At 46.0% G+C, this 21,811-nt stretch carries 22 protein-coding genes; 15 read left to right on the top strand and 7 right to left on the bottom strand.

Annotated features, from left to right (window positions below; translation table 11 throughout):
• The first annotated feature begins 9 nt into the window (after positions 1 to 9).
• The gene (glpK, locus tag KQI22_RS02785) at positions 10 to 1,521 is read left to right on the top strand and encodes a glycerol kinase GlpK (RefSeq protein ID WP_216550551.1); all 1,512 of its coding nucleotides are present in this window, start codon (positions 10 to 12) and stop codon (positions 1,519 to 1,521) included.
• Complete coding sequence (locus tag KQI22_RS02780) at positions 1,514 to 1,774, top strand: hypothetical protein (protein ID WP_216550550.1); 261 nt, start codon at positions 1,514 to 1,516, stop codon at positions 1,772 to 1,774. The genes glpK and KQI22_RS02780 overlap by 8 nt, the downstream gene beginning before the upstream one ends.
• Here the strand turns inward: KQI22_RS02780 and KQI22_RS02775 are convergent.
• Both KQI22_RS02775 and KQI22_RS02770 read right to left on the bottom strand, forming a co-directional pair.
• Positions 1,756 to 2,781, bottom strand: coding sequence for a sialate O-acetylesterase (locus KQI22_RS02775; RefSeq protein WP_216550549.1), 1,026 nt, complete (start codon positions 2,779 to 2,781; stop codon positions 1,756 to 1,758). The genes KQI22_RS02780 and KQI22_RS02775 overlap by 19 nt on opposite strands.
• Positions 2,782 to 2,807: 26 nt before the next feature.
• Positions 2,808 to 3,476, bottom strand: a complete 669-nt coding sequence (locus tag KQI22_RS02770) for a DUF1905 domain-containing protein (protein WP_216550548.1) — start codon at positions 3,474 to 3,476, stop codon at positions 2,808 to 2,810.
• A gap of 185 nt (positions 3,477 to 3,661) precedes the next feature.
• On the opposite strand from KQI22_RS02770, the gene KQI22_RS02765 reads away from it, so the two are divergent.
• Positions 3,662 to 4,483 (top strand): Cof-type HAD-IIB family hydrolase, encoded by an 822-nt coding sequence (locus KQI22_RS02765; RefSeq protein ID WP_216550547.1) that lies wholly within the window; start codon positions 3,662 to 3,664, stop codon positions 4,481 to 4,483.
• 124 nt (positions 4,484 to 4,607) lie between these two features.
• On the opposite strand, the gene KQI22_RS02760 is transcribed toward KQI22_RS02765, so the two are convergent.
• Positions 4,608 to 5,933, bottom strand: coding sequence for an MATE family efflux transporter (locus KQI22_RS02760; protein ID WP_216550546.1), 1,326 nt, complete (start codon positions 5,931 to 5,933; stop codon positions 4,608 to 4,610).
• Between the two features lie 237 nt (positions 5,934 to 6,170).
• Here KQI22_RS02760 and KQI22_RS02755 point away from each other — a divergent pair, with 237 nt between their 5' ends.
• Genes KQI22_RS02755 through KQI22_RS02745 form a run of 3 tightly spaced genes read left to right on the top strand, consistent with a single transcriptional unit; the run spans position 6,171 to position 9,928 of the window.
• Positions 6,171 to 7,946 carry an HlyD family efflux transporter periplasmic adaptor subunit gene (locus KQI22_RS02755; protein WP_216550545.1) on the top strand — a complete coding sequence of 592 codons (1,776 nt, stop codon included), beginning with the start codon at positions 6,171 to 6,173 and terminating at the stop codon, positions 7,944 to 7,946.
• A 1-nt stretch (position 7,947) separates the two neighbouring features.
• Complete coding sequence (locus KQI22_RS02750) at positions 7,948 to 8,661, top strand: ABC transporter ATP-binding protein (RefSeq protein WP_305854755.1); 714 nt, start codon at positions 7,948 to 7,950, stop codon at positions 8,659 to 8,661.
• The gene (locus KQI22_RS02745; RefSeq protein WP_216550544.1) at positions 8,648 to 9,928 is read left to right on the top strand and encodes an ABC transporter permease; all 1,281 of its coding nucleotides are present in this window, start codon (positions 8,648 to 8,650) and stop codon (positions 9,926 to 9,928) included. The genes KQI22_RS02750 and KQI22_RS02745 overlap by 14 nt, the downstream gene beginning before the upstream one ends.
• A gap of 18 nt (positions 9,929 to 9,946) precedes the next feature.
• Here KQI22_RS02745 and KQI22_RS02740 read toward each other — a convergent pair whose 3' ends face one another.
• Genes KQI22_RS02740 through KQI22_RS02730 form a run of 3 tightly spaced genes read right to left on the bottom strand, consistent with a single transcriptional unit; the run spans position 9,947 to position 12,302 of the window.
• Positions 9,947 to 11,002, bottom strand: a complete 1,056-nt coding sequence (locus KQI22_RS02740) for an HD-GYP domain-containing protein (RefSeq protein WP_216550543.1) — start codon at positions 11,000 to 11,002, stop codon at positions 9,947 to 9,949.
• Positions 10,984 to 12,057 (bottom strand): undecaprenyldiphospho-muramoylpentapeptide beta-N-acetylglucosaminyltransferase, encoded by a 1,074-nt coding sequence (locus KQI22_RS02735; RefSeq protein WP_216550542.1) that lies wholly within the window; start codon positions 12,055 to 12,057, stop codon positions 10,984 to 10,986. Before KQI22_RS02735 ends, KQI22_RS02740 begins: the two co-directional genes overlap by 19 nt.
• Complete coding sequence (locus tag KQI22_RS02730; protein ID WP_216550541.1) at positions 12,054 to 12,302, bottom strand: TIGR03905 family TSCPD domain-containing protein; 249 nt, start codon at positions 12,300 to 12,302, stop codon at positions 12,054 to 12,056. The genes KQI22_RS02735 and KQI22_RS02730 overlap by 4 nt, the downstream gene beginning before the upstream one ends.
• A 265-nt stretch (positions 12,303 to 12,567) precedes the next feature.
• On the opposite strand from KQI22_RS02730, the gene KQI22_RS02725 reads away from it, so the two are divergent.
• The 3 genes from KQI22_RS02725 (at position 12,568) to murI (ending at position 16,719) form a co-directional block, all read left to right on the top strand.
• Positions 12,568 to 13,917, top strand: a complete 1,350-nt coding sequence (locus KQI22_RS02725; protein ID WP_216550540.1) for a glucose-6-phosphate isomerase — start codon at positions 12,568 to 12,570, stop codon at positions 13,915 to 13,917.
• 843 nt (positions 13,918 to 14,760) lie between these two features.
• Positions 14,761 to 15,684 carry an RluA family pseudouridine synthase gene (locus KQI22_RS02720; RefSeq protein ID WP_216550539.1) on the top strand — a complete coding sequence of 308 codons (924 nt, stop codon included), beginning with the start codon at positions 14,761 to 14,763 and terminating at the stop codon, positions 15,682 to 15,684.
• 240 nt (positions 15,685 to 15,924) lie between these two features.
• Positions 15,925 to 16,719, top strand: a complete 795-nt coding sequence (murI, locus tag KQI22_RS02715) for a glutamate racemase (protein ID WP_216550538.1) — start codon at positions 15,925 to 15,927, stop codon at positions 16,717 to 16,719.
• Positions 16,720 to 16,813: 94 nt separating this feature from the next.
• Here the strand turns inward: murI and KQI22_RS02710 are convergent, their stop codons facing one another.
• Complete coding sequence (locus KQI22_RS02710; RefSeq protein ID WP_216550537.1) at positions 16,814 to 17,416, bottom strand: HAD family hydrolase; 603 nt, start codon at positions 17,414 to 17,416, stop codon at positions 16,814 to 16,816.
• A 153-nt stretch (positions 17,417 to 17,569) separates the two neighbouring features.
• Here KQI22_RS02710 and KQI22_RS02705 point away from each other — a divergent pair, with 153 nt between their 5' ends.
• The 6 genes from KQI22_RS02705 to KQI22_RS02685 all read left to right on the top strand — a co-directional run bounded on the left by KQI22_RS02705 (position 17,570) and on the right by KQI22_RS02685 (position 21,741).
• Positions 17,570 to 18,631 (top strand): sensor histidine kinase, encoded by a 1,062-nt coding sequence (locus tag KQI22_RS02705; RefSeq protein ID WP_216550536.1) that lies wholly within the window; start codon positions 17,570 to 17,572, stop codon positions 18,629 to 18,631.
• Complete coding sequence (locus KQI22_RS02700) at positions 18,618 to 19,313, top strand: response regulator transcription factor (RefSeq protein WP_330623242.1); 696 nt, start codon at positions 18,618 to 18,620, stop codon at positions 19,311 to 19,313. The genes KQI22_RS02705 and KQI22_RS02700 overlap by 14 nt, the downstream gene beginning before the upstream one ends.
• Positions 19,314 to 19,330: 17 nt before the next feature.
• A complete protein-coding gene (locus tag KQI22_RS13940) occupies positions 19,331 to 19,456 on the top strand; it encodes a hypothetical protein (protein WP_256447399.1) in 126 nt (41 codons plus the stop codon).
• 161 nt (positions 19,457 to 19,617) lie between these two features.
• A complete protein-coding gene (locus KQI22_RS02695; RefSeq protein ID WP_216550535.1) occupies positions 19,618 to 20,736 on the top strand; it encodes an aldo/keto reductase in 1,119 nt (372 codons plus the stop codon).
• Between the two features lie 26 nt (positions 20,737 to 20,762).
• Positions 20,763 to 21,317 carry an ECF transporter S component gene (locus KQI22_RS02690; protein WP_216550534.1) on the top strand — a complete coding sequence of 185 codons (555 nt, stop codon included), beginning with the start codon at positions 20,763 to 20,765 and terminating at the stop codon, positions 21,315 to 21,317.
• Complete coding sequence (locus tag KQI22_RS02685; RefSeq protein ID WP_216550533.1) at positions 21,307 to 21,741, top strand: DUF1893 domain-containing protein; 435 nt, start codon at positions 21,307 to 21,309, stop codon at positions 21,739 to 21,741. The genes KQI22_RS02690 and KQI22_RS02685 overlap by 11 nt, the downstream gene beginning before the upstream one ends.
• Positions 21,742 to 21,811: the final 70 nt, after the last annotated feature.

Below are 21,811 nucleotides of genomic sequence, written 5' to 3'. Positions count from 1 at the left end.
GAGAACGGTATGAAAAAATATATGATGGCACTCGATCAGGGTACGACAAGCTCCAGATGTATTCTGTTTGATAAAATGGGGAATATCCGAGCAAAAGCACAGAAGGAATTTACGCAGATCTATCCGCAGGAGGGCTGGGTAGAGCACAACCCGAAAGATATCTGGTCTTCCCAGTATTCGGTCATGACGGAAGCGCTGACGATGCTGGGTGAGGATGAGTGTATTGCCGGTATTGGGATCACGAACCAGCGAGAGACAACGATCGTCTGGAATAAGCAGACAGGTGAGCCTGTTTATAATGCCATTGTCTGGCAGTGCAGAAGAACGGCAAAGGAGATCGACCGATTAAAGGAAGAAGAGCCGGCGCTTTCTGCTTATATCATGGAAAAGACAGGGCTTCTGCCGGATCCGTATTTTTCCGCTTCCAAGATCGCATGGATCCTCGATCATGTCGAAAACGCAAGACAGGAAGCAGAGACCGGAAATCTGCTGTTCGGAACGGTTGATACATGGCTGATCTGGAATCTGACCAGAGGAAAGGTACATGTGACAGATTATACAAATGCATCCAGAACGATGCTATTTGATATCCATACACTGTGTTGGGATCAGAAGATACTGGATTATTTCCATATTCCAGCTTCCATGCTTCCGCAGGTAAAGCCGAGCAGCTGTGTTTATGGTTATGCAAATCTGGGTTCTCTGGGAGAAAGTATTCCGATCGCGGGCGCAGCGGGTGATCAGCAGGCAGCGCTGTTCGGACAATGCTGTTTTACACCGGGAGAAGTAAAAAATACATATGGAACGGGCTGTTTTATGCTGATGCATACAGGCGACAGGGCTGTAAAGTCGCGTGCGGGACTGTTGACAACGATCGCAGCATCGGCGGACGGAAAGGCAGAATATGCACTCGAAGGCAGTGTTTTTGTGGCAGGGGCTGCGATCCAGTGGCTCAGGGACGGAATGCACCTGATCGAGCAGGCACCACAGACACAGAAGATCTGTGAATCGGTAGAAGATACCGCAGGCACGATGATCGTTCCTGCTTTTACGGGAATGGGAGCACCTTACTGGAATCCATATGCCAGAGGTATGGTAACGGGATTGACGCGAGGCTGTCAGAAGGAGCATTTTATACGGGCGATCATGGAGTCGATCGCATTCCAGACGATGGATGTGCTTACCGCCATGCGTGCGGATGCGGAACTTTCTTTGCTGAAGCTGAAAGTGGATGGCGGCGCAAGTGCCAATGATTTTCTGATGCAGTTTCAGGCGGATCTGCTTGGTGTGGATGTGCAGCGTCCGCGTTGTATTGAGACAACCGCACTTGGTGCGGCTTATCTGGCAGGACTGGCGGTCGGTTACTGGAAGGATACAGAGGAGATCAAAGAAAACTGGCAGATTGACCGGGTCTTTACTGCTTCCATGCCACAGGAAAAGAGACAGGAGCTTGTCAGAAGCTGGAAACGTGCGGTAGACTGTGCGCTCTACTATGCAAAATGGGAGGAAGAACATGATTGATTCTTCAAAGATATCATTGAATTTTATCAAGAAACTGGAATATACCGGTGGGTATCAGGGGATGCGCTATATGCTGAGAAAAGAAAGCAGGGATGAAGATATGGTGCTGACCGCCTATGCATGGCCGGAACCATTTTGTTTCTCCAAAACAGAGCCGGAGAAAAAAATACAAAAAGAATTCCCCCTTACCCCGGAGGGCAAGGAGGAAGCTGTTAACTGGTTAAATGAAACATATCAGTCGCAGTTTGCGTAATTACCGACGTTTCTGCCTGCATCTGTTCCGATGAGGTTCAGTGCTTTCTGCGTCAGATGGAGTCCGTCTCCCTGCAGATAGGCAGCGGAAAGAGTTGCGGCTTTGGCAGAGCCCATCGTAAAGGAATTGCTGTTTTTACAAAGCTTTGCCTGTGCATTTCGTATAATGGTATAGTTTCTGGCTATTTCAGGATTATTATAGTATTTCGGAAGACCGATGATGAAGCACTGCTCCATATTGGTCTTCTTTTTTATCTTCTGATACATGGATTTCAGATTGGAGGTATGTGCTTTTGCGGACATACCGGCAAACGCATCGTTTTCACCCTGCATCCATACCAGATAGGTATGTCTGACAGTCAATCCTTTTTTCTGTGCAAGCTTCTTTGCTGCATTAACTCTGGTGATCACAGATTTATATCGGAAATCTTCCCAGGAAACAGAGCCGGTTCCGACTGCGGAAGCTGGAACGGCGATCACAGGCGTCTTTGTCTTCTGATAATAGGCATTGACAAAGGCTGTTACCATAGAACCTCTGGCATAATCATAGTTTTGCAGATTTTCGTCGTCCTGTCCTTTGCCAAAAGGCTCTTTCAGTGCGGAAAACTTATTTTTGGCAGTGACATAGTTGTATGCATATCCTGCATGATCCTTCAGCTTGGGTGCGGAAGCTGCATTTCCGACACCGGTCATATTGCTCTGGCCTGCAAAGACGATAATATCAACGTGATCCTTTACGGTTACGGTACAGGTTAGCCTTTTCTTGCCTTTTTTAGCAGTAATCACAGCCTTCCCTCCGCTTTTTGCCTTTATGCGGCCGGTATCTTGATTAACGCGGGCAACAGACGGGGCAGAAGATGTGTAGGTATAACCGCTGCCTGCTGAAAAAGTGGCTGTTTCCCCTTTCAGTAAAGTCATGCTTTTTCCCGCTGCGTTGACAGATAAGGAAGGACAGATCAGCAGGATCAGTCCCAGAAAAAGAAAGAAAATACGATAATTACGTTTCATAAAGTCCCCCAATAGTTACATGTTTTTTATACTGTTTTAATTTCCAGATAACCAACCAGATTCTTCTGATCAAAATTGTCCAGAATACCCATGGTCGGATCGTAATAAGTGCCATCATAGCAGAGAAGATAGTGGCTGTAGCGTCCCATCTTTTCCATTAAGATTGCACATTTAGGAAGTGAGACTTCTGCGCCTTGTGTATAATGGATCACATTTTCGTGCTCCAGTCCGAGATAATCAAGTGTATCGACCATTTTGCCCATGCTTGCCTGCCAGTCTCTGCAGTGCATGATCTCACATGCCTCGTCAAGTGTAACTCCTGCCAGCATGGCGATACAGGTCTGTCCGCATAAGCCGTCGTTTGGCTGTGTGATCAGCTTTACGGAATCGATCCTGCGGATCGGCTGTGCTGCGGAATAAGGAGAATCACCGCGGTAATGCGGGCTGCGGTTCAAGATTTCAAAAGTAACCGGGAATTCTTCTTCCATATGTCCCTCTGCCTGCTGCTCTGTGACCGGAATGGTGTAATAGCCCTTGCCGAGCGGTGTCAGATTACATTCCCAGGAAAGATCCATGGCATTGACGGAAATCGTGAGAACCCCCTGGCTGTCACAGACTTCCCATACATTAAATGGAATATTTATTTTCAGTTCTCCGTTTTCGGATAAGATATGGCCACTAAAGTGGAATTTCATGTTCTAAACCTCCTGTTTCATCATTTCACTCAATTTTGCAGCAAAAACAAATGTTTTTCGTGAGTGTACTTAATAACATGATAGCATACGCCGCTTTGACGGAAAAGAGATAATGTGGGTTTTTCTTGTATTTTTTGACAAGCAATCACAGAATGTATATAATTTGGAGAGTTGGAGGATACAGAATGAAAACAAAAGTACTGGTACTGGATATTGACGGAACATTGACAAACTCCAAAAAGGAGATTACGCCGGAAACAAAGCGCGGCATTATCCATATTATGGAGCGCGGACATAAAGTGATCCTGGCATCGGGCAGACCGACACCGGGCATGCGCCGCTATGCGGATGAGCTGGAGCTGGCTGCTTACGGCGGTTATCTGCTTTCCTTTAACGGAGGCAGGATCATCAACTGCAAGACTGGTGAGATCGTATACCAGCGCACGCTTCCGCCGCATGTGATTTCCGGGCTTTACCAATATGCCTGTAAACATGATATGGGTATCATCACCTATATGGGAGACGATATTCTGGTTGGCAGAAGAATGGATGAATATATTGAACTGGAATCGCGGATCAATGCGATGCCATGCAAGGCTGTCAAAAACTTTGCAGCTTACGGTGAATACAATCTGAATAAATGCCTGATGACTGCAGAGCCGGAGGCGGCCGCACGTCATGTGGAGAAGCTGAATGAGCTGTATGGCGACATTTTAAGTATTTACCGTTCAGAGCCTTTCTTTATTGAAGTAATGCCTAAGAACGTAGATAAAGCCACCTCGCTCGACCGCATGCTCGAGACAGTGGGACTGACAAGAGAAGATGCGATCTGCTGCGGAGATGGCTTCAATGATATTTCAATGATCAAATATGCAGGTGTCGGTGTTGCCATGGCAAATGCACAGGAAGAAGTCAAGAAATCAGCTGATTTCATTACAGATTCCAATGACGAGGATGGCATTGTCAAGGTTATTGACACGTTTGTGCTGAATCAGGAGAATGCGTAATCCGCGTTTTCTTTATGTAATAGGTAACTTTGTTCCTATTACATAAAGAAAACGCTCCGCGGGGATGCGCACTGCGGCGTACAATGTAGATGTCGCAAGCGACCGCCGCAGGCGCAAGAATGTGCTAGGGCACATTCTTTGTTAAAAAAAACCGATACATTGGCACAGATACTAAAATACCTGACAGGATCCAGAGGATCGGTTCACAGATGCAGACGGCGAGATAGCCCATGCGCGGTACCAGCACAAACACGATGACGGCTTTGCCTGATAATTCGATGATGCTGGCGATCACGGGAATGATTTTCTGTCCGAGTCCCTGCAGGGTAGAGCGGAAAAAGCAGAGAACACAGAGGAACACGTAAAACGGTACATTGATCCGCAGGTATTTCACAGCGGTTCCGATGACGAATGTATCGGAATCCGTGATCATACGGACAAGTGCTGCACCATCAAAATATAACAGGAAAAATGCAACAAGCGACCAGACGAATCCAAGGATGGTCGCTGATTTTATGCCTGCACGGACTCTTTCCGGTTTTCCTGCGCCTGTGTTTTGGCTGGTAAAGGTAACCAGAGAAGCAGCCAGCGTGGAGATCGGCAGAATGGAGAAGGAGAAGATCTTACGGGCAGCAGTATGTGCGGCGATGATCTCCGTACCAAGGGAGTTGATACCACTCTGCAGGATAATGGATCCGATATCGACGATCGAATACATGAGTGCCATTCCTGCACCTGATGTCAGAAGATCCGTAAAAGTCTTTCCGTTCCATTTGAAATGTTCCGGTCTGACATGCATATACGGGATTTTCCGGATGACATATATAAGGCAGACGATCACGGAAATAAGCTGTGCGATGACGGTTGCAATGCTCGCACCGCGGATGCCAAGTCCCAGCCCTTTGATGCAGACCAGATCAAGCCCCAGATTCAGGGTGGAAGAGATCGCAAGTGCGATCAGCGGGAAAACACTGTCTCCGAGGGCACGCAGCATATTGCTCATCAGGTTATAAGCAGCAGTTACGATCAGACCGAGGAAGATCACCTGGATATAAGCAATGGAATCTTCCATGATATCCGCCGGTGTATGTAAAGCGGTCAGAAGGGGTCTGATAAAGATAAGCCCCAGAACGGTCATGGTAATCGTGATCAGGAACATCAAAAGGATGCTTTTGGCAATGGTTTCTTTGATCCTGTTTTCATCGTGTGCACCAAATGCATTGGCGGTCAGAATGGAAAAACCGATACAAAAACCATTGATCACATTAAACAGAAGAGAAACGACAGCAGTCGTGGAACCGACCGCAGCCAGTTCGGAAATACCGAGCGTCCGTCCTACAATGATCGTATCACCTAAATTATAAAATTGCTGCAGGATATTTCCCAGAAGAATGGGAAGAGAAAATAATAATAATAGTTTTGTCGGATTACCTTTTGTTAATTCTTTCATGACAGCTCCCAAGAACCTTACTTAATCGTTTAACAGAGGTTCTTTTTTTTTACGAGCTTTCTCAATCCGAAGCCATTCTTGCACAAAAAGCCGGAAATGTCAAATAAAAAAACACATTTTTTACACAAAAATTTCCAGATTTGCACACAACTGTTCTTTATGCTTTGAATAGTTCATTTCGAGACGGAGAAATGCCGGTTTTATTCCCGGTATTTTATGAAACAAAAGGAGGTTCCCATGGAGGAGGAAAAGAAATTCAGGAAAAAGGTGTGGATCATTTTAGCCTTTGTCATGCTGCTGTGTATCATTGGTACGGTTATTTTTATGCAGCAGAAAAAATTGCGGAGCACGAAGGATCGGAAAGGAGTGATCACACAGCAGACCGCTACAGTGGAAAAGCAGGATATTTCCTCCTCCATCAGTGTGACCGGAACGATCGCAAGTGCAGATGCAAGAGATGTCTCCGCTTCTGTGAAGGATGTGGAAGTCACAGCGGTGAATGTCAGTGTGGGTGATTATGTGAATGCGGGCGATACGATTGTTACACTGGATTCTTCCGCACTCAGTGATGAGCTTACCACCGCACAGGATACATACAGTCTGGAAGAAACCAAAACAAATAAATCCGTTGCCGATGCAAAAGACAGCATAGCGGATGCGCAGGATGCTTATACGGAAGGCAGCGAGGAGCAGGCAGCGCTTGTCAGTGATGCCCTTTCTTCTTATAACGAAGCAAAGCAGACGGAAAATGATCAGAAAAATGCTTATGAGCAGGCACAGGAGCAGACCAAAAAGGCGAAGCAGGCTTATGAAAAGCTGAAAGACCAGAAAAGTGCGCTGCAAAAAGCATTAAAAACGGCAAAAAAGGAAAATGAACAGGCGCAGCAGACGCTCAGTGAGGCACAGGCAGCTTATGAGCAGGCGCAGGCAACGGCAAAAGATGAGAACGGAAATGTAGATACGGAAATCTATCAGGCATATACGGATGCCCAGAATGCTGCAAAGGAAAAAGAGCAGGCATTAGAGCAGGCGCAGCAGGCATATGATGCAATCGAAACAGCAAAAAATACATATGAGCAGGCAAAGGAAGCGGAAGAGGCGGCAAAAGCAGCTTACGAGGAGGCTTCCTCCAAAACGGGAAATGCTTATTCTTCCTATGAAAAATCGCTGTCTGAGCAGGAAAAAACAAACGAAAAGAACGAAGAGGCTATTTCGGACAGCCAGTATAACTATACGATCACTGCGCAGGAAGCGGCGAACAACTTAAAAAGCCAGAAATCACAAGTACAGGAGCTGACCGAAAAACTCGGCAAGTGTGTTGTGACTTCTCCGATCAGTGGTGTGATCACTTCGATCAATGTGGAGGAGGGCGATACCTACGATGGCAGCACAATGTTTACCGTGCAGGATATGAGCCAGTTTGTTGTAGATGCAACAGTCGATGAATATGATATTGCGGACATCCAGAAGGATATGGAGGCAGTTGTGAAAACAGATGCGACGGGGGACGAAGAACTGACCGGAACAGTGACATATGTGGCACAGACACCGGAAAGCACGGACAGCTCCCAGCAGTCCACAAGCAGCGCAAGCTCTGCAAGCTATAAGATCCAGATCACACTCAGTGATACCAATGACAGACTTCGTGTCGGTATGACTGCCAAGACGAGCATTGTGCTGACTTCCGCAAAGGACGCGCTCACGCTTCCGTATGACTGTGTGGAAACGGATGCGGACGGCAGTTATTATGTGACACTCGAGGACGGAACAAAGCTGACCGTCGAAAAGGGTGTGGAGAGCGACTATTATGTGCAGGTGATCTCCGATGAGATCTCGGAAGGCACAAAGGTACAGATTCCGCTCAGCAGTCAGTCAGATACAAGTTCTTCCGATGTGGTATCACCGGAAAATGCAGATTTTATCATGGATAATAACGGCAATATGATGGATGGCGGAAGTATGGGAGGCCCGGGTGGTGGACCTGGCGGATCCGGCGGACCGGGTGGTATGTAATATGGAAAAGACAATGATTCAATTAAAGGGGATCCGAAAAAGCTTTTACGAAGGAACGGCAAATGAACTGGAGATCCTGCACGGACTGGATCTGACAGTCAGACAGGGAGAATTTGTTTCGATCGTGGGAGCATCAGGATCCGGCAAAACAACACTGATGAATATTATCGGACTGCTTGACCGTCCGTCCCAGGGAAACTATCTGCTGGACGGTGTGGATGTCTGTGCGGCAAAGGACCAGGAACTGTCCCATATCCGCAACCGCAAGATCGGATTTGTATTTCAGACGTATAATCTGATCTCCCGGACAAGTGCGCTGAAAAACGTGGAGCTTCCGATGCTGTATGCGGGCATTTCCCGTGCGCAGAGAAGAGAGCGGGCAAAGGAGCTTCTTGATATGGTCGAGATGACAGAGCGGATGCAGCACAAACCGGATGAACTGTCCGGCGGACAGAAACAGCGTGTGGCGATCGCAAGAGCCATGGCAAACGATCCGGCGATCCTGCTGGCGGATGAACCAACAGGCGCGCTTGATTCTGTAACCGGCAGAAAGATCATGGATCTGTTCCACAAGCTGAACCGCGAACAGGGCAAAACGATCGTGCTGATCACACATGCTACAGAGCTGGCAGCGGAAACAGACCGTATCATTACGATAAAAGACGGCAATATTACCGGCGAAAAGGCAGGAGGTGGCATCTATGCTGGTGTTTGAGAATATCATGCTGGCACTTTCGGGGCTGAAAGCCAATAAAATGCGGGCGCTTCTGACGATGCTTGGCATTATCATCGGTATTGCTTCCGTAATTGCCATTATGACGGTAGGAAATTCCTTGAGCACTTCGATCACAACCTCTATGCAGGATATGGGTGCAAACGACCTGACCGTCGGTGTAAAGCAGAAAAGCACGTCGCAGGAGGTCACCAGAGATGGGATGCGGTTTGGTGCAGGCAGAGGCAGAAGTATGAGTGAGGAGGATTATATCACAGAGGATATGATCACAGCCTATGAGCAGACCTATGCAGAAAATATCAAATGCATTTCTCTCACAGAATCTGTCGGAAGTGCGGTGGCAGAGGATGGGGAAGCCTATGCTAATATCAGTATTACAGGTGTCAATGACGGGTTTCTGGAAGCTAACGACTTGACTTTGTTAGCGGGAAGATCGCTGACAGAGCGGGATCAGGAGGAAGGCAGAAAGGTTGTCCTTGTTTCGGATAAGCTGGTGTCGAATCTGTTTGACGGAGACGTGACAAAGGCAGTCGGCAGTACGATAGAGGCGGCGGTCGGAAGCCGCTATTACACGTATACGATCGTCGGTGTTTATGAATATGAGGATTCTGCGTTCAGCAGTGACTCGGAATATGATACGACAACAGATGTGTATCTGCCTCTGCTTACAGCAAAAAACCAGACACATGCAACAGATGGTTTCTCTCAGCTTACCGTTGTTTCGGCGACCGGAACGGATACGGAAACTTTTCTGGAGGAAACGGAGAATTTCTTTAACCGGTATTACAGCAGAAATGAATACTACGAAGTGAGTGTGACAAGTATGGAATCCATGCTTTCTTCCATGACCAGTATGCTGACGACCGTTTCTCTGGCGATCGCAGTCATTGCGGGAATTTCCCTGCTGGTAGGCGGAATCGGTGTTATGAACATTATGCTGGTTTCCATTACGGAACGTACGAGAGAGATCGGAACAAGAAAAGCACTCGGTGCGACAAACGGATCGATCCGTCTGCAGTTTATCATGGAATCGGTTGTGATCTGCCTGCTGGGCGGTGCAATAGGAATCGTGCTCGGACTGACGCTGGGAAGTGTTGCCACAAAGATGCTTGGCTATGCAGCGAAAGCATCTGTCATGAGTATTGTATTTTCTGTGGTATTTTCTATCTTTATCGGTGTATTTTTCGGGTATTATCCGGCAAATAAAGCCGCAAAGCTCAATCCGATCGAAGCCCTCCGATACGAGTAAGGCGGGGAAAGAGCTGCTTTATTGTTCTACAATGGAAACCTCTGTCCTGGTGGCAAGATCCAGATCATAGACGGAAACCTTTCCGTCCGGATCTCTGTCATCAATGACACGGATGACCGGCTGATACGGAAATCCCGGATTCTGGGATTTTACGATGCCATGTGTTCCGTCGGACAGATAAACAACGATACCGTTTGGATAGATCGCAACATTGGAAAGCAGTGCATCTAAGTAAGCACCGTTTAACTTGCCGCTCCGGACATCCTCCTGCAGGATCCTGCAGGCTCTGTAGTTGCTCAGGCTCTTCCGGTAGCAGCGTTCGCTCGTCAGGGCATCGTAGACATCTGAAATGGCAACGATCTGTGCATACGGATGGATCTCATCGCCCTTTAAACCGGCGGGATATCCGCTGCCGTCCAGTCTCTCGTGATGCTGCAGAACGACAAGGCGGGAAGCATCGGAAAGCAGATGTTTTTTCTCCAGTGCTTCATAGCCGAGCGAAGGATGCAGCTTGATATGATTGTATTCCTCCTGCGTGAGTGCGGAGGATTTCAATAAAATAGATTCGTTTAAAATGATCTTTCCGAGGTCATGCAGGAGTGCACCTTCTGCAAGCTCTTTCAGCTCTTCTTTGGAAAGTCCGGATTTAACACCGATGAGGACGCTGTAAATAGTCGTGTTAACACTATGTACCATGGTTGCATCATCTACAGTACAGATCTGACTTAAACTGATCAGGATATCTTTGTTCTGGAAGATCTCATCAAGTAAAGCAGTTACGATCTCAGCCAGTTCCGGCTCATGGAAATTGCCCTGCTGGCGCAGATGATCGCAGACAAGACGCAGAGTTGCCTTGCACTTTTCCCTGGTCTGTTCACATACCACGTCAGGAACTGTGATATCGTCAGAGACCGGATCGTTGACATATACGGAAAAAACACCGATGTTATTCAGCTTTTCCTTATATTTGGTAAGCTCTGCTGCGCCGGTCTGCAGGATCAGCTTTGTGCCCTGATAGATCGGCTTTGCAAGTGTCATGTCATCTGTTACTTCATTTAGTGAGATTCGTCGCATACTATTTCCTCAATTAACCCCGTAATGGTTGCGATAGCACCGAGCTGGTTGCTCTTTTCCATGTTATCGATGTAAGTCTGACGGGTAAAGAACAGCTCGTGTACTTTATCGGTCAGCGCAGTTTCTGTTATATCATCCTCGGAAAGCACCATGGAGAAGCCCTGTGCTTCAAAGGACTTGGCATTTAAAACCTGATCGCCGCGACTTCCGCTGACAAGCGGGATCAGCAGGTTCGGCTTTTTCAGGGCAAGCAGCTCACAGATCGCATTGGCGCCCGCGCGGCTGATGACAACATCTGCCATGGCAAACAGATCCTTGAGCTCTGCTTTTACATATTCAAACTGCTTATAACCCTTTGTGGTCAGAAGCAGATTATCCACTTTTCCCTGTCCGCAGATGTGTACGACCTGGAAATCCTTTAACAGGGCAGGCAGTGCGTCGCGGACGGCTTTATTGACATTGGCAGCACCAAGACTGCCACCGATGACCATGATCACAGGCTGGTTGGCAGAAAAGCCGCAATAGTCAAGACCTGCGATCTTATTGCCCTTTGTCAGCTCCTCGCGGATCGGAGATCCGGTCAAAACCGCTTTATCAGCCGGGAGATTCTGCAATGTTTCCGGGAAGTTACAGCAAACCTTTGTTGCGACCGGAATACATAATTTATTCGCAAGACCCGGTGTCATATCGGACTCGTGGATGATGCACGGGATCTTCAGGCTGGCAGCAGCACGGACAACCGGAACGGATACAAAACCGCCTTTGCTGAATACAATATCCGGTTTGATCTGCTTTAAGATCTTTTTCGCTTCTGCGAAGCCCTTCACAACACGGAACGGATCCGTGAAATTTTTCACATCAAAATAGCGGCGCAGCTTTCCTGTCGAGATCCCGTAATACGGAATATCAAAGTCTGCGATCAGCTTTTTCTCGATCCCGTCATAAGAACCGATATAATGGATCTCATAGCCAAGCTCGCGGAGCTTTGGCAGAAGTGCGATATTCGGTGTAACATGTCCGGCTGTTCCACCGCCGGTCAGGACGATTTTTTTCATGATTTCGCAGCCTCCAGTGATTCTAAGGCACGTGCAAGCTGATCCGGGCAGGACGTATTTTTAAAGCCGCAGCGGATTCCTTTTAATCTGGAAATGGCATCTTCTACTTTCATGCCCTCTACCAGTCTGGAAATACCCTGCAGATTGCCGTTACAGCCGCCTGTAAAGGAAACGGATTTGATGATGTCACCTTCTACCTCTAAATCGATCGCACTTGAACAAGTACCTGATGTTTTATATATCATAGTTTACCTTCTTTCTATAAATATATGAAGATGTGGCTAACAAAACAAACTTCTTCAAAGTGCATTATAGCAGAAACTATTTGACTGTAAAAGATATTTTTCCGGGAATGGGAGAAAAAACGATATTGCACGATATGCTTGCAAAATACACGTTCTTTTGCTACACTAAAGCTGTTTGAGATACTTGAGGAATGTCGGGGTTACGAGCGGTTACGGTATCCGGCAGATCCCTCCCAACAGAAAAGGAAATAAAGGAGCGAAAAAAATGAGCAATAAAGTTACATTTGATTACTCAAAAGCAACTTCTTTCGTAAGCGAAAACGAAGTTGACTTAATGAAAAAGATCACAATGGATGCAAAGGAAACATTAGTATCCAAAACAGGTGCAGGTAATGATTTCTTAGGATGGATCGATCTTCCGGTTGCCTATGATAAAGAAGAGTTTGCACGTATCAAAAAGGCAGCAGCCAAGATCCAGAGCGATTCAGAAGTACTGCTTGTCATCGGTATCGGCGGTTCTTACCTTGGTGCAAGAGCAGCGATCGAATTCCTGCGTCACAGCTTCTACAATATGATTCCGAAGGAAGTTCGTAAGACTCCTGAAATCTACTTCGTAGGTAACTCTATCAGCTCTACTTATATCAAGCATTTAATGGATGTCATCGGCGACAGAGATTTCTCTATCAACATGATCTCCAAGTCAGGTACAACAACAGAGCCTGCTATCGCTTTCCGTGTATTCCGTGAAATGATGGAAAAGAAATACGGCAAAGAAGAAGCAGCTAAGAGAATTTACGCAACAACAGATAAAGCAAAGGGATCTTTAAAGGGTCTTGCTACAGAAGAAGGCTTCGAGACATTCGTTGTTCCGGATGATATCGGTGGCCGTTTCTCAGTTCTGACAGCAGTAGGTCTTCTGCCGATCGCTGTTTCAGGTGCAGATATCGATAAGTTAATGGAAGGTGCTGCAAGCGGAAGAGAAAACGCATTAAATCTTCCATATGAAGAAAACGATGCCCTCAAATATGCTGCAGTTCGTAACGCACTGAACCGCAAGGGCAAAGGCATTGAAATCTTAGCAAACTATGAGCCAAGCTTCCACTATGTAGCTGAGTGGTGGAAACAGTTATACGGAGAATCAGAAGGTAAGGATCAGAAGGGTATCTATCCGTCAAGCGTAGATCTTACCACAGATCTTCACTCTATGGGTCAGTTCATCCAGGATGGTACAAGATCCATGTTTGAAACAGTTGTAGAGATCGAGAAGTCCCGCGAAGAGATCACGATCGGTGAAGAACCGGTTGATCTTGACGGACTGAACTACTTAGCCGGCAAGACAGTTGACTTCGTCAACAAATCAGCTATGAACGGTACAATCCTTGCTCATACAGATGGACAGGTTCCAAACCTGAAAGTTAATGTACCGGAAGTAAACGAGTTCTACTTAGGACAGTTATTCTACTTCTTCGAGTTCGCCTGCGGTGTATCAGGTTACATCCTTGGTGTAAACCCATTCAACCAGCCGGGTGTTGAAAGCTACAAGAAGAACATGTTCGCTCTCCTTGGCAAACCGGGCTATGAAGCACAGAGAGAAGAGCTGTTAAAGAGACTGTAAGATAATATGTAATAAGTATGTAACAGCATATGCTGTTATGCTATGTACTTTATGTGTTTAGAATGATTTATGGGGCTTCGCGAACGCGAAGCCCTGTTATTTTGTTATGGCAACGAGGAAAATGCATGCATTTATGCGATGTATTTGACGACCGCTAATCAGAGCGAGATTTGCAGAGCGGATCTCGTCTCTTTCTTATTATCTTTATTTATCTTCATTTATCTGATGTCTGCAACAGATTTAAAGGGAGTTACCACTGGATAGTGGCAGAATTCATTTATTATTTTGATATTTAAGGCAGATTTATCACAGGATGCTTCAGTCAGGGGGATAAATATCGGTGGATTCGTCCAATATCCGGTAAATTAGATGATATGTATGAATGAAATTTTTATGTTTTTTAAAAGTTCGTCTTTTGGGGAAATTTTCTGGAATTTAGGGCGAAGAAAAAAGTTGTCGCTCTTCTTGATTTTTCAGGAATTCATACGAAATGAAGCAAATTGTCGTTTTTGGATGAAAAAATCATATTAAAAAGTTTTCTGTGATGAAAAATCAGATGATAAAAGAGAAAAATTTCATACCAAAAGGAAGAAAATAGAGAAAAAGTATGAATTTCCTGAAAATAGGGTTTGGGCAGGGAAGAATACTTCATCCAAAATGCCGGAAAATCTGTAATTGGTATGAAATTGTAAATTTGCATATCATTTGTGCTAATCTACAGATTTGTAAGGCAGTCTTGAGATTTATTCTCCCGGACAGCAGTCTGTAGTGATATAATGGAAACTATAAATAACGAAACTGAGTAAGAGAAGCAAAATGCAATATATATAGAAAGAGCAACAAATGAAACGAACACTGACCTACAAGATCACAAACCCGATGCCCGGGCAGAAGGTGAGTGGCTTTTTGAAAACGAAGGGATTTTCCACGCAAAATCTCATCAATCTGAAAAAAGATCCGGAGAGTGTGCAGGTAAACGGAAACTTTGTTTATCAGAATTACATTCTGCAGGATGGTGATGAGATCAAAATTACGATATGGGAGACGGAGGGCTCTGAGCAGATCCTTCCGGTGGAACTGCCGCTGGATATCGTATATGAGGATGAAGATCTGCTGGTGATCAATAAAGCTGCGGGCATGCCCATTCACCCATCACTGCATAATTATGATAACTCTCTGGGCAATGCGCTGGCGTGGTATTTCAAGCAGAAAAATACGCCATTTGTATTTCGCTGTATCAACAGGCTGGACAGAGATACGTCCGGGCTTACGATCGTGGCAAAGCATATGGTAAGCGGTGCGATCCTGGGGCAGCAGGTAGCGGCAAAATCCCTGCAGGGAGAGCAGGCAGAGGGGATCAGCAGAGAATATTATGCGATCGTAAAAGGCAAGGTAACGCCGTCCGCCGGTGTGATTGATGCGCCGATAGGACGGAAAGAGAGCTCATGCCTGGAGCGTATGATAGATTTTGAACATGGGGACAGGGCGGTAACGCATTACCGTGTGGTAGCAGAGGCTAACGGACACAGCCTGCTCGCGCTTGTGCTGGAGACAGGCAGAACGCATCAGATCCGTGTACACCTCAAATATTTGGGCTATCCTCTGATCGGCGATTATCTGTATAATCCGGATAAAGAGCTGATCGACAGACAGGCACTGCATGCGCACAAGATCAGTTTTATGCATCCGATCACCGGAAAGCGGATGGAGTTTACCGCGCCAATGCCGGAGGATATGCAGCATGTGCTTGCACCGCATGAAATATAATTTTATAATAATGATATGATGTCAGGGTCATAAGGTCTAACCCCATGTGAGCTTGCTCACAGGTGGGTGAAAGACCTTGGGACCCGCCCCGATATGAGCATAAAAGTGGGATGACAATCCCACGATATGCGAATATTGGGTAGAATTGCGAGAGCAGCGTAGCTGCGAAACAATTCGTAGGGAAACAAGTAATATCTACTAAAATTAGCATAGAAATAAAACAGGGATACAAAAATAAAAATGGAACATAACAAAGAAAAAGAACTGCCGATCGGCTTTATGGATTCAGGTCTGGGTGGGATCAGTGTACTGAAGGCAGCAGTGCAGATCATGCCAAATGAAGATTTTATTTATTATGGAGATTCCAAAAACGCGCCATATGGCGTGAAAGACCGGGAAAAGATCAGAGAATTGACCTTTCATGTGGTGGAAACTCTGATGAAACGGGGAATCAAGGGACTGGCGGTCGCCTGCAACACGGCGACGAGTGCGGCGGTGAAGGATCTGCGGCTGATGTACCCTGATCTTCCGCTGGTCGGGATCGAACCGGCGATCAAACCGGCGGTCAGCCAGTATAAGGGCGGCGAGATCTTAGTGCTGGCAACGCCTATGACGATCCGGCAGGAAAAATTTCATAATTTACTCGGATTGTACAAGGAACAGGCGCATATTATTCCCGTGCCATGTGCAGGACTGATGGAATTTGTCGAGGAGGGACATCTGGACGGCGAGTTTCTGGATGCTTACTTCTCCAAATATCTGCTCCCTTACATAACGGACAAAACAGAGACGATCGTACTCGGCTGTACCCATTATCCGTTCCTCAGACCGCATCTCCGTGAATTTCTGGGCAACAGACAGATCGAGATCATCGATGGCAGCATGGGAACGGCAAAAGAGCTGAAAAGACGTCTTGGCGAAAAAAATCTGCTCCACGCAGAAAAACGGGAGCAGCAGATTATTTTTGAAAATTCTATGGAAAAACAGGAAATGATCGATCTGAGCTGGAAGCTTCTCCGCCTGCCGATTGATTAAACTGTATGCAGATGGCAGTCCCAGACTGTTCAACTACCGATATTGTTTACAATAGATAGCAGAAAGCTCACTGATATTAGGCATAATGGGAATCTCATTTGCCAAGTAGTGCACGAAGTTTCGCGGAGGTTTCCGCATAAGAGGTAAATTGCAGTGCCTGCAGTCCAAACGCTTTTGCACCGGCGATATTTTGGACACGGTCATCGATAAAAACAGTTTCCTGCGGCAGAATATTGAATTTTTCGCAGGCATAGGCATAAATTTCACGATCAGGCTTGATCATCTTACATTGATACGAAAACAAAGCATCATCCACGTATTGTAAAAACGTCATGAGGTGCTTTGTTTTTTCATATAATTCTCCGGCGTAATTGGACAGGATGTAAACAGGATATCCCTGTGCTTTTAAAGATTTTACCCAGTCATCCGCATAAGAAAGCGGGAAAAGCGTTTCCTTTGTGCGTCCGGCAATTTCGCGGATCAGAGCTTCCTGCGACGGATCTGCCTTGATAAATTCCTGCAGGGCTTCTGTTTCCGTTACCGTTCCTTTGTCGAGCTGATTCCACAGCGGATGGGTAAAAATGCAGCGCATGGCAATTCCCTGCTGCTCCTTTGTATAGCCCGCCTCTCTTAAAAACCGCTCCGGGTCAAAATCGAGCAGTACATTTCCCACATCAAACAGTATATTTTTAATCATTTGTAAAATTTTCTCCTCGTATCTATACAGTATCCAGTATATAAATATAATAATTTATTGTAAAATCATAACACACCGTAGTTTTGAATGCAAAGCATCCTTTGCTGATTCTTAACCGGGGACTATTTATAATGTATCGTATGGGAGGCCACCATGAACAAAAACATAAGAAGAAACATACTGAAAACGGTTTTGATACCGGCTGTGTGTCTGCTTGTCTGTATTATCATAGAGCGTTACTTTGCGGTTGATATGGTAGCACCTGCGATCATGGCACTTGCAGTATTCCTTGTTTCGCGTGTAACAGAAGGGTATGTTTACGGTATTGCGGCGTCGGTTTTAAGTGTTCTGGCGTTGAATTTTGTATTTGCATTTCCTTATTTTGCATTTAACTTCAGTATACCGGAAAATATCATATCCGCACTGATCATGCTGATCATAACGATCATGACAAGTACTGTAATGGCGCAGCTCAAATGGCAGGAAAAGGTGCGGGCAGAGAGTGCGAAGGAGAAAATGCGCGGCAATCTGCTGCGTGCAGTATCACATGATTTCAGAACGCCGCTGACAACGATCTATGGTTCGAGTACGACGATCATAGACAACTATGATCATCTGAAAAAAGAGCAGATCCTGCAGCTTACGACAGGTATCAGAGAAGATGCGCAATGGCTCATGAATATGGTTGAAAATATTCTGTCCATTACAAGAATTGATAACGGAGGGGTCAGGCTCAAGAAAAATTCCGTTGTACTGGAAGAGCTGATCAACTCTGTGCTGGTGAAATTTAAAAAAAGATATCCGAACCAGAAGGTCACCGTGTCAATCCCGGATGAATTTATCAGTATTCCGATGGATGCGGTGCTGATCGAGCAGGTTATCATCAATATTCTGGAAAACGCTGTGCAGCATGCACAGGGGATGACAGAGCTTTCCCTGACGGTCCATACGGAAAGCGGAAAAGTTGTTTTTGAGATCACCGACAATGGTTGTGGCATTCCCAAAGAACGGTTAAAGAGCATTTTCAAAGATTATTTTGAAATCCAAGATGCTCCCGTGGATCATAATAAGAAGAGCATGGGAATCGGACTTGCGGTATGTGCCTCTATCATTAAGGCACATGATGGTGAGATCTCCGTGGAAAACCGGGAAGAAGGCGGATGTACCTTCCGATTTACGCTTGATGAGGAGGACAGCTTAAGTGAACAGCTATAAGATTCTTGTAATAGAAGATGAAAAGAATATTTGCAATTTTATGAAAATGATCTTTGAGACCAATGATTATCAGGTCATTATGGCACAGAACGGAAAGAACGGACTGACGATGTTCTTTTCGCATAATCCCGATCTTGTCATCCTGGATCTGGGACTGCCTGATATGGATGGAATTGAGATCATTCGGAAGATCCGGGCAAAAAGTGATACGCCGATCGTCGTTCTGTCAGCCAGAACGGATGAATCGGATAAAGTGGAAGCGTTGGATCTTGGCGCCAATGACTATGTGACAAAGCCGTTCGGAACTGCGGAGCTTTTGGCAAGAGTCCGTGCAACACTTAGGAACAGTCGTTTTCAGGGTACGGGTAAAAGCGTGCGGGAATCTTTTTCTCTGTATGACATGGAGATCGAATATGATGCAAGGAAGGTCATGATTGCAGGAGAAGAGATCAAACTGACACAGACAGAATATAATATTGTACAGCTTCTGGCACTGCATGCGGGAAAAGTACTCACCTATGCGGAGATCATCAAAAAGGTATGGGGCTATTCCGATTATGGCAGTGTAAAAAAACTGCAGGTCAACATGGCAAATATCCGGAAAAAATTCGGAGAAAAGCCGGGCGAATACAAATACATATTAAATGAACTGGGAGTCGGTTACCGCATGAATGATGTCTGAAAAGGAGGATTATCATAATGGCGGAAAATATTTTTGCCGGTCTCATGGGTCTGGCAGTGATCGCTGCAGGCATATGGGGATGGACGCTGGAACATGGCAAATCAAAGAAAAAAGAACAGACAAAACAAGAAGAAGCGAAATAACAGGATATGAAAAGGCGGGTTAACCTGCCTTTTTTCTTTTGAAAGGTACGGCGGCAGGTCAGTATTTGTGCAGGTCAAAAAATGCTTGACCTCAAGTCAGCTTTAGGATATATAATAAAGCATAATGAGAAAAAATAGCAAGAGGAAAGGAGTATCTTAAGATGGATAAGATCAAGAAAAATTTTGGTTTTGGATGTATGCGTCTTCCGATGAAGGGTGATCAGGTAGATACAGAAGAAACCTGTCGTATGGTAGATGCATTCCTGGACGCCGGTTTCAATTATTTTGATACGGCGCATGGCTATCTGGACGGCAAAAGTGAGCTTGCATTAAAGGATTGTCTGACAAGCCGCTATCCGCGTGACCGTTATATCCTGACAAATAAACTGACAAACTTTTATTTTAAGAAGGAGGAAGAGATCCGGCCCTTCTTTGAAAGCCAGCTTGAAGCGTGTGGTGTGGACTATTTTGATTTTTACCTCATGCATGCCCAGAATGAGGAGATCTTCAAGTTTTTCAAATCCTGCCATGCATATGAGACAGCATTTGAACTGAAAAAGGAAGGCAAGATCCGTCATGTTGGTATTTCCTTCCATGACAGGGCAGAGATCCTGGAGCAGATCCTGACAGAATATCCTGAGATTGAAGTCGTACAGATCCAGTTCAACTACGTCGATTATGATGATCCGGCTGTACAGAGCAGAAAGTGCTATGAGATCTGCCGTAAATTCAACAAACCGGTACTTGTTATGGAGCCAGTCAAGGGCGGCAATCTGGTGAATCTGCCGGAAGAGGCAAAGAAAGTGATCGAGGATCTGCACGGAGGCAGTCCTGCCAGCTATGCGATCCGTTTTGCAGCAGGTTTCCCGGGCATGATGATGGTACTTTCCGGTATGAGCAGCCTTGCACAGATGCAGGACAATATCAGCTTTATGAAAGATTTCAAGCCACTGGATGAAACAGAGATGGAAGCGGTCAAGAAGGTGCAGGCGATCTTCAGAAGCATGAATCTGATCCCTTGTACTGCCTGCCGGTATTGTACAGCAGGCTGTCCGAAGAAGATTTCCATTCCGGATCTGTTTGCGATCATGAATACAAAGCAGCTCTATCATGACTGGAATGCTGATTACTATTATAATGCGGTACATACTGCACCGGGCAGAAAGGCTTCCGACTGTATCAAGTGCGGAAAATGTGAAAAAGCCTGCCCGCAGCATCTGCAGATCCGCAAGCTGCTTGAGGAAGTTGCAAAGGAATTTGAAAATAATCAGGGAGAATAAGGAGAAATAAGATGTCAAACACAAAGATGAAAACTTTAGAAATGCCGCGTCTTTCCATTAAGACACAGACATTTGCAACCATAGGCGCAGTCATTGCTGCAGTTTTACTGCCACAGATCCTGCATCTGGTCGGCGCTGTTTCCGGAATGGGTACAGCACTCGGTGAAACCTTTTTACCGATGCATCTGCCGATCATTTTAGTCGGTCTGTTAGCAGGCCCTTACGCCGGTGCGATCGCCGGAATGATCAGCCCGCTTTTAAGCTTTGCGGTAACGGGAATGCCCGGAGCTGCCATGCTTCCGTTTATGATGATCGAGCTGTTTGTTTACGGACTTCTGGCAGGACTTCTGCGTACAAAATCTATGCCAACGATCGTGAAAGTCCTGGCTGTACAGATCGGCGGACGTGTGATCCGTGCAGTTGCGATCTGCTTTGCTGTTTATGTGATCGGAAGCAATAAGATCCCGGTTTCTATTATTTTCAGCAGTATCAGAGTCGGTCTGATCGGACTGCTTCTGCAGTGGGCACTCATTCCGCTCATCATTTACCGCGTGGAGGACGCAGCAAGACATGAAGGCTGATACGGAAAAAGCAAAAGCTCTGCTGCTGGAAAAAAGCTGTACATTTGCAGCGGTCAGGGAAGATGACACGCTGACAAGTGAAGAACGCGGCGTAAGACCACTGCTTTCCCTGCGCAGAGAAGGAAAGAGCCTGCAGGGTTACTGTGTGGCAGATCAGATCGTGGGAAGGGCAGCAGCTTTTCTGTATGCAGCACTTGCCCCGTCTGAGGTATATGCATCCGTCATAAGCGATGCCGGGCTTGAAACGCTGGAACAATACGGAATCCCCGCATATTACGGCGAAAAGACGGCGCAGATCCGCAACAGGCAGGATACAGATATCTGCCCGATGGAAAAGGCAACAAAGGATGCCAGAACACCGGAGGAAGCGGAAGAAAAGATCCTCGAAGCGATCCGGCAGATGCAGATGATGCAACATAAATAGATCTAAGAGAGAAGAAATGAAAGACCTTTCGTTTCTGGTAATCAACCAGAAACGGGAGGTCTTTCTGTTT

The sequence above is a fragment of the Kineothrix sp. MSJ-39 genome (genome assembly GCF_018917935.1).
Taxonomy (GTDB): Bacteria; Bacillota; Clostridia; order Lachnospirales; family Lachnospiraceae; genus CAG-194.
This window is presented reverse-complemented; position numbering and strand designations above follow the sequence as displayed.

Excerpts from the sequence above, each read along its gene's own strand:
- glpK (WP_216550551.1), top strand. The coding sequence starts at position 10 with ATGAAAAAATATATGATGGCACTCGATCAGGGTACGACAAGCTCCAGA.
- KQI22_RS02780 (WP_216550550.1), top strand. The coding sequence starts at position 1,514 with ATGATTGATTCTTCAAAGATATCATTGAATTTTATCAAGAAACTGGAA.
- KQI22_RS02775 (WP_216550549.1), bottom strand. The coding sequence starts at position 2,781 with ATGAAACGTAATTATCGTATTTTCTTTCTTTTTCTGGGACTGATCCTG.
- KQI22_RS02770 (WP_216550548.1), bottom strand. The coding sequence starts at position 3,476 with ATGAAATTCCACTTTAGTGGCCATATCTTATCCGAAAACGGAGAACTG.
- KQI22_RS02765 (WP_216550547.1), top strand. The coding sequence starts at position 3,662 with ATGAAAACAAAAGTACTGGTACTGGATATTGACGGAACATTGACAAAC.
- KQI22_RS02760 (WP_216550546.1), bottom strand. The coding sequence starts at position 5,933 with ATGAAAGAATTAACAAAAGGTAATCCGACAAAACTATTATTATTATTT.
- KQI22_RS02755 (WP_216550545.1), top strand. The coding sequence starts at position 6,171 with ATGGAGGAGGAAAAGAAATTCAGGAAAAAGGTGTGGATCATTTTAGCC.
- KQI22_RS02750 (WP_305854755.1), top strand. The coding sequence starts at position 7,948 with ATGGAAAAGACAATGATTCAATTAAAGGGGATCCGAAAAAGCTTTTAC.
- KQI22_RS02745 (WP_216550544.1), top strand. The coding sequence starts at position 8,648 with ATGCTGGTGTTTGAGAATATCATGCTGGCACTTTCGGGGCTGAAAGCC.
- KQI22_RS02740 (WP_216550543.1), bottom strand. The coding sequence starts at position 11,002 with ATGCGACGAATCTCACTAAATGAAGTAACAGATGACATGACACTTGCA.
- KQI22_RS02735 (WP_216550542.1), bottom strand. The coding sequence starts at position 12,057 with ATGAAAAAAATCGTCCTGACCGGCGGTGGAACAGCCGGACATGTTACA.
- KQI22_RS02730 (WP_216550541.1), bottom strand. The coding sequence starts at position 12,302 with ATGATATATAAAACATCAGGTACTTGTTCAAGTGCGATCGATTTAGAG.
- KQI22_RS02725 (WP_216550540.1), top strand. The coding sequence starts at position 12,568 with ATGAGCAATAAAGTTACATTTGATTACTCAAAAGCAACTTCTTTCGTA.
- KQI22_RS02720 (WP_216550539.1), top strand. The coding sequence starts at position 14,761 with ATGAAACGAACACTGACCTACAAGATCACAAACCCGATGCCCGGGCAG.
- murI (WP_216550538.1), top strand. The coding sequence starts at position 15,925 with ATGGAACATAACAAAGAAAAAGAACTGCCGATCGGCTTTATGGATTCA.
- KQI22_RS02710 (WP_216550537.1), bottom strand. The coding sequence starts at position 17,416 with ATGATTAAAAATATACTGTTTGATGTGGGAAATGTACTGCTCGATTTT.
- KQI22_RS02705 (WP_216550536.1), top strand. The coding sequence starts at position 17,570 with ATGAACAAAAACATAAGAAGAAACATACTGAAAACGGTTTTGATACCG.
- KQI22_RS13940 (WP_256447399.1), top strand. The coding sequence starts at position 19,331 with ATGGCGGAAAATATTTTTGCCGGTCTCATGGGTCTGGCAGTGATCGCT.
- KQI22_RS02695 (WP_216550535.1), top strand. The coding sequence starts at position 19,618 with ATGGATAAGATCAAGAAAAATTTTGGTTTTGGATGTATGCGTCTTCCG.
- KQI22_RS02690 (WP_216550534.1), top strand. The coding sequence starts at position 20,763 with ATGAAAACTTTAGAAATGCCGCGTCTTTCCATTAAGACACAGACATTT.
- KQI22_RS02685 (WP_216550533.1), top strand. The coding sequence starts at position 21,307 with ATGAAGGCTGATACGGAAAAAGCAAAAGCTCTGCTGCTGGAAAAAAGC.